At 71.2% G+C, this 14,688-nt stretch carries 12 protein-coding genes; 6 read left to right on the top strand and 6 right to left on the bottom strand.

Features of this window, described 5'->3' with window-relative positions; genetic code table 11:
* Positions 1-40 precede the first annotated feature (40 nt).
* Positions 41-1,051: an ABC transporter substrate-binding protein gene (locus E2651_RS31875; RefSeq protein ID WP_135334729.1), complete on the top strand. Its 1,011-nt coding sequence runs from the start codon at positions 41-43 to the stop codon at positions 1,049-1,051.
* Positions 1,052-1,084: 33 nt separating this feature from the next.
* Here E2651_RS31875 and E2651_RS31870 read toward each other — a convergent pair whose 3' ends face one another.
* Positions 1,085-1,564 carry a MarR family transcriptional regulator gene (locus tag E2651_RS31870; RefSeq protein WP_135334728.1) on the bottom strand — a complete coding sequence of 160 codons (480 nt, stop codon included), beginning with the start codon at positions 1,562-1,564 and terminating at the stop codon, positions 1,085-1,087.
* 174 nt (positions 1,565-1,738) lie between these two features.
* Here E2651_RS31870 and E2651_RS31865 point away from each other — a divergent pair, with 174 nt between their 5' ends.
* The 3 genes from E2651_RS31865 (at position 1,739) to E2651_RS31855 (ending at position 3,580) form a co-directional block, all read left to right on the top strand.
* Positions 1,739-2,149, top strand: coding sequence for an organic hydroperoxide resistance protein (locus E2651_RS31865; protein ID WP_135334727.1), 411 nt, complete (start codon positions 1,739-1,741; stop codon positions 2,147-2,149).
* Positions 2,150-2,258: 109 nt separating this feature from the next.
* Complete coding sequence (locus E2651_RS31860; RefSeq protein WP_135334726.1) at positions 2,259-2,726, top strand: hypothetical protein; 468 nt, start codon at positions 2,259-2,261, stop codon at positions 2,724-2,726.
* 39 nt (positions 2,727-2,765) lie between these two features.
* A protein-coding gene (locus tag E2651_RS31855; protein WP_135334730.1) for an IS5 family transposase occupies positions 2,766-3,580 on the top strand; the annotation gives its coding sequence in 2 pieces (ribosomal slippage) (positions 2,766-3,108 and positions 3,108-3,580; 816 coding nt in all).
* Between the two features lie 8 nt (positions 3,581-3,588).
* Here E2651_RS31855 and E2651_RS31850 read toward each other — a convergent pair.
* The 5 genes from E2651_RS31850 to E2651_RS31830 all read right to left on the bottom strand — a co-directional run bounded on the left by E2651_RS31850 (position 3,589) and on the right by E2651_RS31830 (position 11,588).
* Positions 3,589-6,966 carry an SAV_2336 N-terminal domain-related protein gene (locus E2651_RS31850; protein WP_135334725.1) on the bottom strand — a complete coding sequence of 1,126 codons (3,378 nt, stop codon included), beginning with the start codon at positions 6,964-6,966 and terminating at the stop codon, positions 3,589-3,591.
* A 2-nt stretch (positions 6,967-6,968) separates the two neighbouring features.
* Positions 6,969-7,919 carry a MoxR family ATPase gene (locus tag E2651_RS31845; protein ID WP_135334724.1) on the bottom strand — a complete coding sequence of 317 codons (951 nt, stop codon included), beginning with the start codon at positions 7,917-7,919 and terminating at the stop codon, positions 6,969-6,971.
* A 101-nt stretch (positions 7,920-8,020) separates the two neighbouring features.
* Complete coding sequence (locus E2651_RS31840) at positions 8,021-10,189, bottom strand: trypsin-like peptidase domain-containing protein (protein WP_135334723.1); 2,169 nt, start codon at positions 10,187-10,189, stop codon at positions 8,021-8,023.
* Positions 10,190-10,192: 3 nt separating this feature from the next.
* Entirely contained in the window at positions 10,193-10,579 is a 387-nt protein-coding gene (locus E2651_RS31835) for a CU044_2847 family protein (RefSeq protein WP_135334722.1), read from the bottom strand.
* A gap of 61 nt (positions 10,580-10,640) precedes the next feature.
* The gene (locus E2651_RS31830; protein ID WP_135334721.1) at positions 10,641-11,588 is read right to left on the bottom strand and encodes a LysR family transcriptional regulator; all 948 of its coding nucleotides are present in this window, start codon (positions 11,586-11,588) and stop codon (positions 10,641-10,643) included.
* A 166-nt stretch (positions 11,589-11,754) separates the two neighbouring features.
* Between E2651_RS31830 and E2651_RS31825 the strand changes: the two genes are divergently transcribed.
* On the top strand, positions 11,755-13,011 hold the full coding sequence (locus E2651_RS31825; RefSeq protein ID WP_135334720.1) for an MFS transporter: 1,257 nt from the start codon (positions 11,755-11,757) through the stop codon (positions 13,009-13,011).
* Positions 13,004-14,368, top strand: a complete 1,365-nt coding sequence (locus E2651_RS31820; RefSeq protein WP_135334719.1) for a hypothetical protein — start codon at positions 13,004-13,006, stop codon at positions 14,366-14,368. Before E2651_RS31825 ends, E2651_RS31820 begins: the two co-directional genes overlap by 8 nt.
* The last annotated feature ends 320 nt before the right edge of the window (positions 14,369-14,688 follow it).

Genomic DNA, 14,688 nt, shown 5'->3' with positions numbered 1-14,688 from the left:
CCCCATTACCCCCTCTCCATCCCTGAAAGGCACCACACCCATGCGCAGAAGTACCCGGCAGCGCGCCGCACTCGGATCCGCGCTGACAGCCACCCTGCTGCTCAGCGCCTGCGGAGCCGAGGTCGATTCGGACTCCAAGACGTCGGGAGCGTCGGCGTCCAAGAAGGTCACCGTCGAGCGATGCGGTGAGCCCGTGGAGTACACGACCCCCAAGCGCGCCGTGGCCTACGAAGGCGGCAGCGCGGACAAGCTGTTCAGCCTCGGCCTGACGAAGCACGTCCACGGATACGTGATGCCGCCGGCCAACCCGCCGGTGAGCGAGTCCCCTTGGGCGTCGGAGTACGCCAAGGTGAAGATGCTCAGCGACGACCTGCTCAACAAGGAGCTCGTCGTGGAGGCCAAGTCCGACTTCGTCGTGGCGGGCTGGAACTCGGGCTTCAGCGACCAGCGGGGCATCACGCCCGCGATCCTGGACAAGCTCGGCATCCAGAGCTTCATGCACACGGAGAGCTGCTTCAACTACCCGAAGTACCCGCAGAAGGTGACGCCCTTCAAGGCCCTGTACTCGGACCTGGAGCGCCTCGGAAAGATCTTCAAGGTCGAGAAGAAGGCGGACGAGGTCGTGGCCGGGCTCAAGAAGCGCGTCACCGCGGTGGAGTCCAAGGCCCCGAAGGGCGACCGGGTCCCGGTCTTCCTCTACGACTCCGGCACGGACCAGCCCTTCACGGCCGGCAGCCAGGTCCCGCCGAACGACATCATCAAGAGCGCGGGCGGCAGGAACATCTTCGACGGCCTGGACGAGCGGTGGACCCAGGTGAACTGGGAGGCCGTCACCAAGGCGGAGCCCGAGGTCGTCATCATCTTCGACTACGGCGACATGCCCGCCAAGAAGAAGATCGACTTCCTGAAGAAGTCCCCGCACACCAAGGAGCTCCCGGCCGTGAAGAAGAACAACTTCTTCGTGCTCGACTACAACGAGGGCATCAGCGGGCCGCGCGACATCGACGGCCTGGAGAAGTTCGGAAAGTACCTGCGGGAGCTGAAGGGCTGAGCCCCGGTCCTGAACGAACCGGCGGCCGCCTCCTCAGTGCGCCTCGTCCAGAGCGCCCGTGAGGCGGCCGAGCAGCCCCTGCAGGGCGAGGATCTCCTCCAGGCCCAGACCGGTGGAGGCGAGGATCCGCCGCGGCACGGGCAGCGCGCGCTCGCGCAGCTCCACGCCGGACTCGGTCAGCCGCACCGTCACGGACCGCTCGTCCTCGGCACTGCGCTCACGCCGCACGAGCCCCGCGGACTCCAGCCGCTTGAGCAGCGGCGAGAGCGTCCCCGAGTCGAGCCGCAGCCGCTCGCCGATCGCCTTGACGGGCTGCGGCCCGTGCTCCCAGAGGACCAGCATCACCAGGTACTGGGGGTAGGTGAGGCCCAGGTCCTTGAGGGCGTCGCGGTAGACACCGCCGAAGGCGCGCGACGCGGCGTGCAGCGAGAAGCAGACCTGGTGGTCGAGGCGGAGCAGCTCGGCGTCGGGGACGCCGGGCAGGGACGCGTCGGTGGCGGGCGGGGGTGTCATGGGTCCAGGGTACCTGCCACAGGCCATTAAGTTGCACACAACTAAATGACGTGCAACTCTTATGGCGGAGCGAACGAGCCAATCGCCGCTCCGAGAGCTTTCCTTTCGCACGACCACGACAGCTCGCACGACCACGACAGCTCGCATGACCACGACAGCCGGAAGAGGACACCCATGAACGCGCTGTACACCGCCGTCGCCACCGCCAACGGCCGCGAGGGCCGCGCCGTCAGCACCGACGGCCAGATCGACCTCGCGCTCGCGATGCCCCCGGCCCTCGGCGGCAACGGGCAGGGCACCAACCCCGAGCAGCTGTTCGCCGCCGGGTACGCGGCCTGCTTCGCCAGTGCGATGGGCGCGGTCGGCCGCGAGATGAAGGTCGACACCAAGGACGTCTCGGTGACCGCCGAGGTCTCCATCGGCAAGGACGACGCGGGCTTCGGCCTCGCGGTCGTGATGCGCGTGGAGCTGCCGGACGCGCTGGCGGGCGAGACGGGTCACCAGCTGGTCGAGGCGACGCACGCGTACTGCCCGTACTCCAAGGCGACCCGCGGCAACATCGAGGTCGAGCTCGTCATCGAGTAACGGAGCATCGAGCGACGAAGAGGGAGAGGCCCCTGCGGGCAGGTACCGTAGAGGGACCGATCTCATGGGCCTCCTGGTGGGCTGCGTGAACCCCAGGAGGACCGAGAAGATGACGACGAACCGCGGGCGCAAGGACGTGATCCGGGACCGGATGACGGCGACCGGCGAGTCGTACAACGTGGCCGCCCGCAACCTGAAGTCGATGAAGGACATGGGCGCCACGGCCGAGGCCGTCCGCATTCAGCGCTGGCGCCCCGCGGACACGCTGGACGTCCCGTGCCCCTGCGGCGGCACGTGCGAGCCGGGCGAGAAGTGCGACCACTGCCACGCCCGCCACCGCCACGTGGCCCGCTTCCCCGGCAGCCGCACCGAGGTCGAGACCTGGGCGGACCGCTACGACTGCATGGGCTGCGCGTCCTCGTACACCATCCCCGTCGTGCTGCGCGGCCGCCCCTGGGGCATCGCCGAAACGGTGATCCAGGGCGCGTCCGCGGAGCCGGTCGTCCGGGCCCGGGTGTTCCCCGGGGTGAAGCATCCGCTGCTGCGGCCGGAGACGCCGGAAGCGGATGAGGACTAAGACCGTGTCCTACATGGTCAGTTGGCTGTTGTGCTGGGCATGGGGAGTAGGCGGTGGGGATGGATCGTTCCGGATGGGCTGTGGGAGATTGCGCGGCCGTTGTTGCCGCCGGCTCGCGTGCGTCCGCAGGGCGGTGGAGTCGCGAACATCGATGATGAGGCGGTGTTCGCCGCGGTCATCTATGTGTTGGTGAGCGGGTGTGCCTGGCGGGCTCTGCCACCGTGCTTCGGGGCGTCGAAGTCGACCGTGCACCGCCGGTTCGTCATCTGGTCGCGGGCCGGCGTGTGGGGCCGGCTGCACCAGAAGGTACTGCAACTCCTGGACGAGCAGGGCCTCGTTGACCTTTCGCGAGCCGTACTCGATTCCGCCCATGTCCGGGCCAAAAGGGGGGCGAACTTGCAGGTCCGAGCCCCGTGGACCGGGGTAAGCCCGGTTCTAAGATGCACGTCCTGTCGGACGCGGACGGACTGCCCCTACGGGTCGGCCTCTCCGCGGCCAACACTCACGACAGCCTCGCGCTGAAGCCGATGGTCTCCCATTTCCACATGGGACACGAAGCCCATGCGGCCGATTCCAAGCCCCAACGACTCCACGCGGACAAGGCGTACGACGTCCCTCACCTGCGGCGTTGGCTCTGGGGTAAGCGCATCGGCGTCCGTATTGCCCGCAAGGGCATCGACTCCAGTGAGCGATTGGGCCGTCGCAGGTGGGTGATTGAGCGGACCATGTCGTGGCTGACCGGCTACCGCCGCCTCAGCCCCCGCTACGAACGCCATCCCGCCAACTACCTGGGCTTTCTCGGCCTCGCAGCCGCCCTCTGCTGCTACAAACGACTCCTCAAAATGACCATGTAGGACACGGTCTAAGACCCCGCCTCCTCCGGGTCGCCGACCACCCGCGCCGCCAGATCCAGGAACGCCTCCGCCGTACGTGCCCTGAGGCGCCCGAGTTCCTTCGCCCGGTGTTCGGACAGGTGCAGGTCGAACGGGACGAGTACGGTGCCCGCGCAGTCGGCGGCGAAACGGTCCTCGATCTCGGAGTCCTGGACGGGCTTGTCGATGCCGCCGAGGCGGGACGCGACGATCACGGTCCGGCTCGCCAGCTCCTCCCGGCCGCGCTCGCGCAGGTCGGCGAGGAGCTGGGTGGCGGCGGCCACGGAGTAGGCCGAGGTCGTGCAGCAGATGATCAGGCGGTCGGCCGTGTCCAGGGCCACGTCGAGCGCGGGGTCCCGGGTGGGGTTCGCCGCCCAGTCCGTCAGCGTCACGGGATAGTGGCGGGCCGTCATCGTGAGGATGCGGCGGTACTCCTCCGCGTAGGCCGGGCTGCGGGTGGCGTAACTGGCACGGTGCGCGAGGATCTCGAGGCCCGTGGGAGCGAGGCTGGTCAGCCGGCGGATGTCCGCGTATCCGGCGTCCAGCGGCAGCCGCGTGAGGTCGCGCGGAGTCGCGGCGTTCTGCTGGACCAGATAGTCGTTCAGGTCGCCGCTTACCGGTGCGCCGTCCATGGCGAGGACCGGCTCCCCGCGCACCGCCGCGAACAGCGAGCCCAGCATGAAGGTGGTGGTCGACCGGCCGCAGCTCGGGTGGGCGCCGACCACGGTGATGCGTCTGTTGTACGTCAGCGGGCGCCGGACCAGCTCGAGACGGCGCTCGTGCGCGGCGCGGGCGCCGCCCAGGCCCAGGTCGATGCGGAGACTGCGGCGGCCGATACGGGAAGTGGCCGGGGTTCCGCTCTCCCCCGGCCGTGCCACCAGGAGCGGGCGCTCGGCCGGTCGGCCGGGAGAGGCCGGAGCCTGTCCGGAGGGCTTCGGGTCGCCTCGCATGGCCTGGGCGATCGCGACGTAGCGGGCCAGCTGGTCGGCGACCGACCCCGCGGTCGGCCGCCGCCGCGGATCCGGGTCCAGGCACTGCTTGACCATGTCACGCAGGGGCTCCCAGGTGGTTCCCTGCCAGAGGTGCATGCCGTCCGGCAGGCCGGGCACCGAGGCCTGCCGTTTGCTGCTGATCAACCGCAGCAGTTCGCCGAGCGACCTGATGTTGTCCTCGCGTGTCGGCGCCGCCCCCGCACCGGAGTACTCACCGTCCACGACACAGTCCGACAGGCCGACGAGCACCACGGACCGCTCAAGGACGATCACCGAGTCGGGAGAGAGACCGGCCGGCACAAGGCCGTTGAGATGGCAGATGCTCAGCGCGCTGGCCAGATGCCAGGCGAGCAGCAGGCTGGTGAGGATGTCGAACGCGGCGGTGCCCTCCGGGGTTTCGTACGCGAGGAGTTCATCGAGCCGGGGCGGCTGCCGGTCCGTGTTCCCGGGCGCCGAGAGCAGCCGCATGGCGAGCCACGTGGGACGGCCGTCGAGACCGGAGGCGAGGAGTTCAGGGGCGTACCGTCCGTTCATCCGGCGCAGCGCCTCGGCCTCGGTGATCAGCAACTGTTCGGTGGCCACGGGCAGTTCGGGCCGGGCCACCCGCAGCGCGGCCTCACCACCGTCGTTGTCCCTGCCGAGGTAGACGAGGGTGCGGGTGCCCGAGCGGCGGCCCAACAGCTGGTAGCTGCCCAGGCGTTGGGGATCCTGCGGCGTCAAGGGCGACCACGGCTGCGCGCGCGGCCTGTCCGATGCCTCGAAGGCGGGGACGCGAGGCTGCATCGCCACGCCGAACCGCGCGAGGAGCCTGCGCTCGACCGCGGTGAACGAATGGAAGGCGGCGGGCACGGTGTCCGCCCCCTCCGGGTGGGTGAGCCAGACGGGGAAGTCGGGTGAGCGGCCCGCCAGTTGCTCCAGCCGGCGGCCGATCGCGCGGCCGGTGCGCATGAGTTCGGAGCTGGGCACCGCGTCGAGCAGCGCCGTCTTGCTCTCCTCGGTGAAGTCGAAGATGCGGTGCTTGGCGGGCAGCGGTCCGGGCACGGGGGCCGGGAACGGGTGCATGAGGCCGCCGAGGAAGACCTCCGCCAACTGCGCGACCGGGGCCCGCCAGGGGACGGCGGACTGCACGAGCCGCATGACCGGCACGGAGAGCGGGGAGACGGCGGCCAGATGCGCGGCAAGGCGGTACGCCTCCGGGGAAGCCGCGTCACGGAAGTGCTGGATGCCGCGGACCTCGCGCCCCGGAGCGATCGGTGCGTGCCGCTGGGGCCGGGCCAGGAGCGGCAGTTCGACGGTGGTGCCCGGCGAGGTGAGCAGCAGCGACCAGTCCCGCAGCGAATCCGCAGCCGGTTCGAGTACGGGGATCGGTACGCCGGAGAAGTCGGCGACACCCGCGGGCAGTACGCGGTCGGTGATCTCCCACGACGTGTTGGCGCCGCCCGGTCTGCGGGTGGTGGCCTGCCAGCGGTCGGCCTGGATCCCGGAACCGTCCCAGAGCGCGGGCGGCAGGGTGTGCAGGACCGCCACCGGGCCGCTGGTGGCCCACTCGAGGAGGACGTCGTGCATGGTGCCGCGCCGCCAGGCGCTGCCCAGGCCGTCGCTGACGACCAGGACCAGTGTCTGCCCCGTCGGGTCGAGCAGCACGGTCGGCGACATGGTGGAGGCGTCGGTCTCGAAGGGCCGCCCGTGCAGCACCGGGGCGTCGGAGCCGCGGGTGTCGAGACCGAGGACGCGGATGGAGCGGAAGGCGGCCAGGCGTTGCAGCGCCGTGCGCAGGTCGGCGGCGAGCCGGTGCCACAGCAGCATCGACAGGCCGCCGTCGACGACGAGCGCCAGGTGCAGCCAGCGTTCGCGCGCCGGGCGCATGACCACATCGGGCAGCCTCGTCTCGGCAAGGGCAGCCGCGGTCGCCGCCTCGTCCAGTTCCTGACGCCATCTGCTGGGCCGTTTCCGCTTCAGCGGGCGCAGCGCACGTCCGATGAGCAGTTCCTGGCGGAGCGCCTTGTCCTCGGGAACGCGCAGCGGAAGGGCCGGCTGCTCGTCGTCCGGGGGCAGGGGCACCGGGCGGTCGGGGATGAGCGGGGGCAGGGACGCGGCGTGCAGTTCCGGCGTGGTGAGATCGGGCAGATCGGCGTCGGGCGTGCCGGGTTCGGGGGCGTCGCCGTCGTCCTCGCCGGGCGGGGCGGGCTCGACGGCGGACAGATCCGTACGCCCTTGCCCGTGGCGGCCCGCCCGTGCCAGGGGCAGCTCTTCGGGACTGACTGCCAGGCGCTTGGCCAGCCACAGCACATCGAGGACCTCCTGCGCGTCGAGGTCCTGCCCCGCCGCCTTGAGGATCCGCAGGGCGGTGCCCAGGCTGTCGTCCCGGCGGTCCACGGTCAGAGGCTTCCGGTCAGCTGGTGGAGCACGGCGTCAAGGAGGCCTTCGGCGTCCAGGTCCACTCCCCCTGCCCTCAGGAACACCGCGTTGAGCAGCTGGTCCGTGGCGAGTTCGCCGGGCGCCCGGCGGCGCAGGAACGCCTGCAGCAGGTCGTCGACCTCCAGGAGCGCGCCGTCCCCGAGGTGTGCCGAGACGATGGCCCGCAGCCGGTCCTCGTCCGGCACCGGCAGATCGAGCCGGATGCAGCGGCGCAGGAAGGCGGGCGGGAAGTCCCGCTCCCCGTTGCTGGTGATGACGACGACGGGGAACTCGACGCACTGCACCCGGCCCTGTGCCACGGCGACCGTGCCGCGATGGTCGGCCGTCAGCACGTCGACCGTCGCCATCTCCTCCGGCAGCCGCGCCAGTTCGGGTATCTCGAAGACGCCCTCCTCGAAGACGGTCAGCAGATCGTTGGGCAGATCCACGTCGCCCTTGTCCATCTCGTCGACGAGCAGCGCGCGAGGCGTGCCGGCCGGAGCCAGGGCCGTACCGAGGGGACCGAGACGGATGAAGGTGCCGATGGAGGGCTCGGTGTCACCGCGGTCGCGGCTGAGGGTGGTCTCCCGGAGGCGTCCGATCGCGTCGTACTGATAGAGCGCGTCCTGCACGCTGGAGCGGCTGTTGACCGGCCAGCGCAGCAGCTCGCCGAGGCTCAGCTCATGGGCGACGGCCCGCGCGAGCGAGGACTTGCCGGTGCCCGCGGGCCCGGTGACGAGGAGCGGCCTGCGCAGATGCAGGGCCGCGTTGACCACGTCGGCATGCTCCTGGGCGATCAGATAGGGCAGCGGTGCGGTGGTGCCGTCCTGCGGAATGAAGCGGCGCCAGGGCGGGGCGGGCGGCATGGTGACGGGGCGTGCGAGACCGTCGCCGCGGAAGATCCGCCAGCTGCCGTTCGATGCCGTGCTCATGTCCCCTCCCGGCTGCCGTTCGATGCCGTGCTCATGTCCCCTCCCGGCTGCCGTTCGATGCCGTGCTCATGTCCCCTCCCGGCTGCCGTTCGTGGCCGTGCTCATATGCCCTCCTGCGGCTCGGACAGATGCAGTTGCGGAACCGTGCGGTCGGGGTCGGCCCAGGCGAGGACCGGGCGTCCGGGGAAGGCGCGGGGCTGGTGCACGGTCTTGGCGCGGTAGGACCGCACGCCTTCGGGAAGTTCACGGGTGGTCACACCGCTCATCCGCTCCACGGCATGGGACTCGCGCCCGAGGCCCCGGTCCCACACCACGACCGGGACGCCGACCGCCAGACACACCTGTACGACCTCGTCGCGCAGCCGCGGTGGCACGTCCACGGCCACCCGCACGGCGTCCACGCGGTCCATCAGCGTGCCGTAGATCTCGCGCAGCCCCAGCGCCTCGTCGGCGAACAGCAGGGAGATGCCCGTGTCGAGCTGACGCCACCGGCGGCGCCAGTCAGGAAGGAAACGCTCGTTGCGGCGCAGGAGTTCCGGGCAGTTGACGACCAGGGGGTACTCCGCGCCGAGCACGCCCGGCACCAGGTCGTCGGGCCCGAAGCTCTCCCACTCGTCTATGGGGAGATTCAGCCCCGCCCGGTCGACCAGCGCCTCGACGAGCGGTCTTCGGTCGCTCGGGGATGCCTGGTGCAGCGATTCGAGGACCCGAAGGAGCTCCCGTGCGGCCTTCGCGGCGCTGAAGGTGACCTCGCCGTCCGTCGACACCTGGCGGGGGCCCGCGCCCTCGTCGCACCAGACGCGCAGCCGGTAGCGGTCCTCGCCGCTGCGACTCACCTGCACCAACACCCTCAGTGGCGCGTCCTGTTCGGCTTGTGTCCTGGCCCAGTCCACCGCGTCGGAGCGGCGCTCGGCGAGGGCCGAGCGCGGGATGCCGAGCCGCTTGGCGACCCCGTCCGACCACAGCCGCAGCCGTGCGCACTGCGCGGGCAGGCACAGGGCCGCCATGTACTCCATCACCCGCAGCAGTGCCGGCACCCGCGGTCCTTCCCCCTCCGTGCGGCTGTCGCCGCCGAGCCGCTCGAGATGATCGAGGTAGCCGTCGGGCGAGTCATCGCCGGGGAAGGCGGCGGCCAGCGGCAGCGCGGCCCGCACCGCTTCCGGCAGCCGGGCCAGCGTCGCCGCGGGGACCGACTTCAGCGTCTGGTGGAGCTTGCGGTGCTCGTCGGGCGAGAGCAGGCGCGGCACCGGGGAGAACTGGCCGGCGTCAAGGAGCGGGCGGACAGCCGCGGGCTCCGGGCGCCGCAGCACCTCGGTCAGCGCGGCGAGCGCACGCGGATCGGTGACCAGGAGCCGGGCGAACTCCGCGGGCGTGGGGGCCGATTCGCCACCCGGGTGACCGTGTCCGCACCGGCGCGCGACGGCCCGCGCATGGTCCCCGCGCAGCACGGGAGAGGGCATGATGCCCTCGATGAGTTCGGTGAGCACCGGCAGCGCGGGGTCGTCCGGATCGGCCTCGGGGCTCTCGAGGAGCTCCCCCGCGCCGGCACCGCGCAGCTCGGCCTCGATGCGCTGCCAGGGAATGCCCCAGCTGCGGCGCGAGACGTACTGGGAGCTGAACGGCCGGGCCATGCCGGTATCGGTGCCGGTTCCGGGATGGTCGGGCGGCATGATGTGCGCGACCACCAGGCCGACGGCGGCGTTGTCGGTGACCGACCAGAGCGGGCCGCCGCTGAAGGCGGGGCCGATGGCCATGCCGGTGGGCTCCCCGTCGACGTACCCGATCGACTCGTCACACGTCTTGACCCGTACGTCGGCGAAGGAACTGCTCATTCCGCTGCCGTGCCAGGCCCGCAGCGACTGCCCCGGCGCCATGGGCTGCCACATCGGCGACGGGACGGACTCGTGGGGCACCGAGTCGAGGCGCAGCACCGCGAGGTCGCCGAGCCACTCGTGATCGTCCTTCTCGCGCACCTCGGCCGTACCGTCACGACGGCGCGGCGGGATCCAATAGGCCACCCTGGTCTCGTAGTTGACGGAGGCGGAAGGACCGCGAAGCGTCACGTGCACGGTCTCGCGGCCGGGGTGCCGGGTGTCGAACGGATTCCGCCCCAGGGCGTCATTGACGACATGGGCGCAGGTCAGCAGCCGGGCCGGGGTCAGCAGCACCCCGGCTCCCGCGGTCTTGACGTCGCGGGTGCGCAGCACCGAGGCGACGCAGTGCCGGGGGTCGGCCGAGGGGGAGCGCGCCTCGGTCAGGAACCAGCCCATCCGTCAGCCCGCTTGCGAGGGCCGCTGCCACGTCGCCGAGACGGTGAGGTGGGCCTGCCCGCTGCCGCCGACGATGCCGAGCTTGAGGTCCTGCCCGACCTGCACGCCGAACGTCACCTGCGCTTCCTGCGGGGGCCGTTCGGAGTCCATCACCGCGTCGTGCACCTCGCGGAGCAGCGGCCCCAGCGGGCGCAGGGTCGTGCGCAGTGCCTCGACGGCGAACGCGGCCACCGCGTCCCCGCCGCGCGCCACCGGAACGCTGTGCCCCATCCCGTCGGGCAGATCACCGTCCGGCTCCGATCCGGGCACCGGCGGCCGCGCCTGCGCGGGGAACACCTCGAAGCGGATGGCGGTACCGTCGGCTAACTCGAGCTCAGTGAAGTTCGGCACCTTCACATTGTGCCGATCATTGGGGACGGCGTACCGGGTTCGACCGAAGCAAGCGTCTGCTTCACGCGTCGCCGCTGCCCGGTGCCGTCGCCCAGGACGGGCGCCAGACCGTCTCGGGGACCGGGGCGAGGCTCGCGAAGTGGTTGATGATCGCCCGGAGTCCCGGGTGTGGATTGTCTCGGGGGAAGATGAGCGAGAGCGGGTAGGCGAGCGTCGGATTCACGATCGGGATGCGGCGCAGATCGTGGTTGGTCGGCCAGATGTACCGGTCGCGCGAGCCGACGAGGGTCGCCACGTCCGCGGAGTCCGCGAGGACGTCGAGGAGTACCTCGTCGCCGAAGTGCGGGCCCGCGGCGTCGATGCGGAGGTCGAAGCCGGTGGCGAGCTGGTCGTAGAACTCCGCCCATTCGCTGCGCGGCGCGATACCGGGCACCCAGATCCGGTGCCGGCGCAGCTGGGACGGGGTCAGGGTGCGTGCGGAGGCGAGCGGGTGCCTCGGGCCGACGAGGAGTTCCAGCGGGGAGTCGAACGCGTGGATGATCTGCACCTCGCGCGGCAGGGTGGCCGGGACGGTGACCGAGCGGAACGAGGCGTCGACATCGCCTGCCTGGACGGCGGCGACCGCCACACGCGGGTCGTTGACCTTGAGGGTCACCACGTCGAGGTCGGTTTCGGGATGCGAGCGCCAGTAGTCGTGCAGGATGACGGCCTGCGCGGATCGCAGGCCGAGAACGTCGATCCGAAGGGCCCGCGAGCCCGGTCTGATCGCGGTGACGGCGCGATCGACGCCCGTGACGATGTTCCGGGCGTGCGGGAGGAAGGCCTGGCCGTCGAGTGTCAGCTCGACCCCTCGGGCGGTGCGGGTGAACAGCCGGACGTCCAGTTCGCGCTCGAGGGTCGCGATCCGCTTCGACACGGCCTGCTGCGTCACGCCGAGCTCGTCGGCCGCGTGTTGCAGCTGGCCGAGCTCGGCCGCACGGACGAACGATCGCACTGCCTCGGTATCCATGGATCCAGCCTAGACGTGCCCAACCGATGGTTGTGGCTCACGCGGAGTCGGTTGTTTGATCCCACTGCTAGATCGGGCGACAGTGCTGCCGATGTGATGGTGAGACCCAAACATCGGTTGTCGTCAAGTTGTCGTCGGTTGTCGTCGGTTGTCACGAGGGAGTCGCATGCGCGTGAGGTTGGGGAGCGATTTCGGTTGGCTCTGGTCGGCCTACGCCGTCAGTACGTACGGCACATGGATCGCCTTCGGCGCCTTCCCGCTGATCGCGGTCCGCGTGCTGCACGCCCCGGCCTTCGCCGTGTCGGTCCTGGAGGCGGCCGGGCTCGCCGTCGCGGCGGTGGTCGCCTTCTCGCTCGGGCCGTGGATCGAGTACCGGGCCAAGCGTCCGGTGATGATCGCGATGGACCTGATCCGGTTCGCCGCGATGGCGAGCGTCCCGATCGCGTACGTCCTCGACCTGCTCTCGTACGGCCAGCTACTGGTCGTCTCGGTCGTCTCAGGCACCGCGAACATCGCCTTCACCGCCGCGTCCGGCGCGTATCTGAAGCATCTCGTCCCCAGCGATCAACTCCTCGTGGCCAACGGGAGATTCGAGGGTACGAGCTGGGTGGCGACCGCGGCGGGCCCGCCCCTCGGCGGCGCGCTCATCGGGTTGCTCGGCCCGGTCATCACGGTCATGGCCGACGCCCTCAGCTACCTGCTGTCCGCGCTCGGGGTCCTGCGCATCCGCGGAGGCGACGTCGCGGCACCCCGCGACCGGGCCACCAGACTGCGCGGAGCCGACCTTCTCGGCGGCCTGCGTTTCATCTTCCGCGATCACGCGCTGAGGCGCCTGTTCCTCAACCAGATCCTGGTCGGCGGCCTGATCATGGCCACCGCCCCGCTCCTGTCCGTCCTCCTGCTCGGCCAGTACCACTTCCCTGCCTGGCAGTACGGTCTCGCCTTCGGCATCCCGGCACTCGGCGGCTTCGTGGGCGCCCGCCTCTCCGCACGCCTCGTGACCCGCTACGGCCGGCACCGGATGATGATCGTCTCCGGCTGGCTGCGATCGCTCTTCCCGCTCGGTCTCGCGTTCGTCCGTCCCGGCGTCCCCGGACTCCTCACCGTGATCGTCGTCGAGGGCCTGCTGATCACCTGCATGGGCATCTTCAATCCGATCTACGCGACGACACGCCTGCAACGGACGCCCGCGGAACTCACCGCCCAGATCCTCAGTACGTGGAGCGCCATCGGCAAACTCCTCCAAGCCGCCCTGATGGTGATCTGGGGCATCCTCGCCACACTCACCACCCCGCTCGCCGCGATCACTTTCTCCGGCGTCCTCCTGCTGGCCACCCCGCTCCTGCTGCCCAAACGGACACATCTGTCCGCCCCTGCGCCCATCGAGCGGCGCCCCACCGCTCATACTCACGGTCATGCGTAAGGACATCGAGAGCATCAAGGACACCGAGGACGGCCTGGACGGCTCGGCGGCGGCGGTGCGGCTCGCGGAGGGGGCGCCGCTGCGGAACGTGGTGGCCCTCGACGACCCCGGTGGCTGGCTCTCGCTGGACGCGGGAGTGCGGGAGGTGTCCTGGTATCAGGGGGTGCCCCTGCCGGACTGGGAGCGTGCGGCCCCGCTGCCCTCCCGCCTGACACGGCTCGGCGAGTCCGGCCTCGCGCTCGCCCTCTGCCACCGCGACGGCAGGATCCGCCAGGCTGCGATACGTCAGTCGGGGCGGCACCCCGACCTCCTGCCGCTGATCGCGGTCCGCTGCGCCGACTGGGCCGCCCCCGTGCGCGAGCGCGCCCGCAAGCTCCTGCGCAAGGCGCTGACCCCGCAAACGGCCACCGACCTCGCCCCGCTGATCCTGCGACTCGGCCACCGCGACCGGGGCGGCTTCGGCGTCGAGCTGCTCGAGGACGCGCTGCGCGAGGCGGACCTCGAGCGACTCGCCGCTCTCTTCGGCCACCCCGACCGCGGCACCCGGCGATTCGCCTACCGCCTTGCCGTCGAGCACCGGCGCCTGAGCCCCGCCGAGCTGGCCCGCGCGGCGGCGCGCGACGAGGACGCCGTGGTCCAGGACCTGTGCGCGACAGCGGCGCTGACGACCATGCGGGAGACGGAAGTTGACGTCGAAGACCTGCTCGGACCGCTGCTGACCGCGCGTGCCCCGCGTGTCCGGTCGGCCGGTGTCACCGCGCTGCGCCGGGCGGGTCAGCCGGAGCGTGCCGAGCCGTTCCTCGGCGACCGTTCCGCGGTGGTGCGTGCCTGCGCCCGGTACGTCGTACGACAGTACGGAGGCAGCCCGACGGCCTGGTACCGGGAGCGGTGCGCGACGCCGGACGATCCCGCCCTCGCGCCCGGCGCGGTCATCGGCCTCGCCGAGTGCTCGGACCGCGGGGACGGCGCGACGCTGTGGCGGCTCCTCGAACACCCGGCGGACAGGGTGCGGGCGCAGGCCGTGGCCGGACTGCGCACCCTGGACCTCGCGGACGCGCGACGGCTGCGCCCGCTGCTCGACGACCCCGCCCCCGCTGTCGTACGCGAGACAGCCGTGGCCCTGCTGCCCTCGGCGAAGCAACTCCCCGCCGACTGGCTCCTGGAACGCACCGGGCCCCAGTGGCCCCGGCACACCCGCGTGGCGGCGTTCCGGCTGCTCGGCGCGCACGGCGGGGTCGCGGCGCGGCGGGCGGCGGCCGGGCTCCTGGAGGACCCTGACGTGAAGCTGCGGACCTGGGCCCGGCATACCGCTCGACCGGTGCCCAAGGGCTCAGGACCTCAAGGCGACGTCCGATAACCGAACCCCACTGACCGAATTCTGACCGATTTCCTCCCTTGACGGCGCGTCACCCCACCCCCACCATCAGGCAACGCACTTCGCACCCCCTGCACTCCAGTACAGCTCCAACGCCCTGCGGCATCCGCGTCGCAGGGCGTCAGTACGTTCCGTCCCTCTGCTGTTCGGAATTCGGAGCCCCACATGAACCTCTCCAGACTTTCCAGACCCGTCCTGCCCCGCGCCCTGAGACGCACCACCGTCGCCGCGTTGGCGGCAGCAGGGCTACTCGCCGTCGCCGCGCCGACGGCCCTCTCGGCACCCACGGCCCCTCCCCAGGC

This window comes from Streptomyces sp. MZ04 (genome assembly GCF_004684775.1).
Lineage (GTDB): Bacteria > Actinomycetota > Actinomycetes > Streptomycetales > Streptomycetaceae > Streptomyces.
This window is presented reverse-complemented; position numbering and strand designations above follow the sequence as displayed.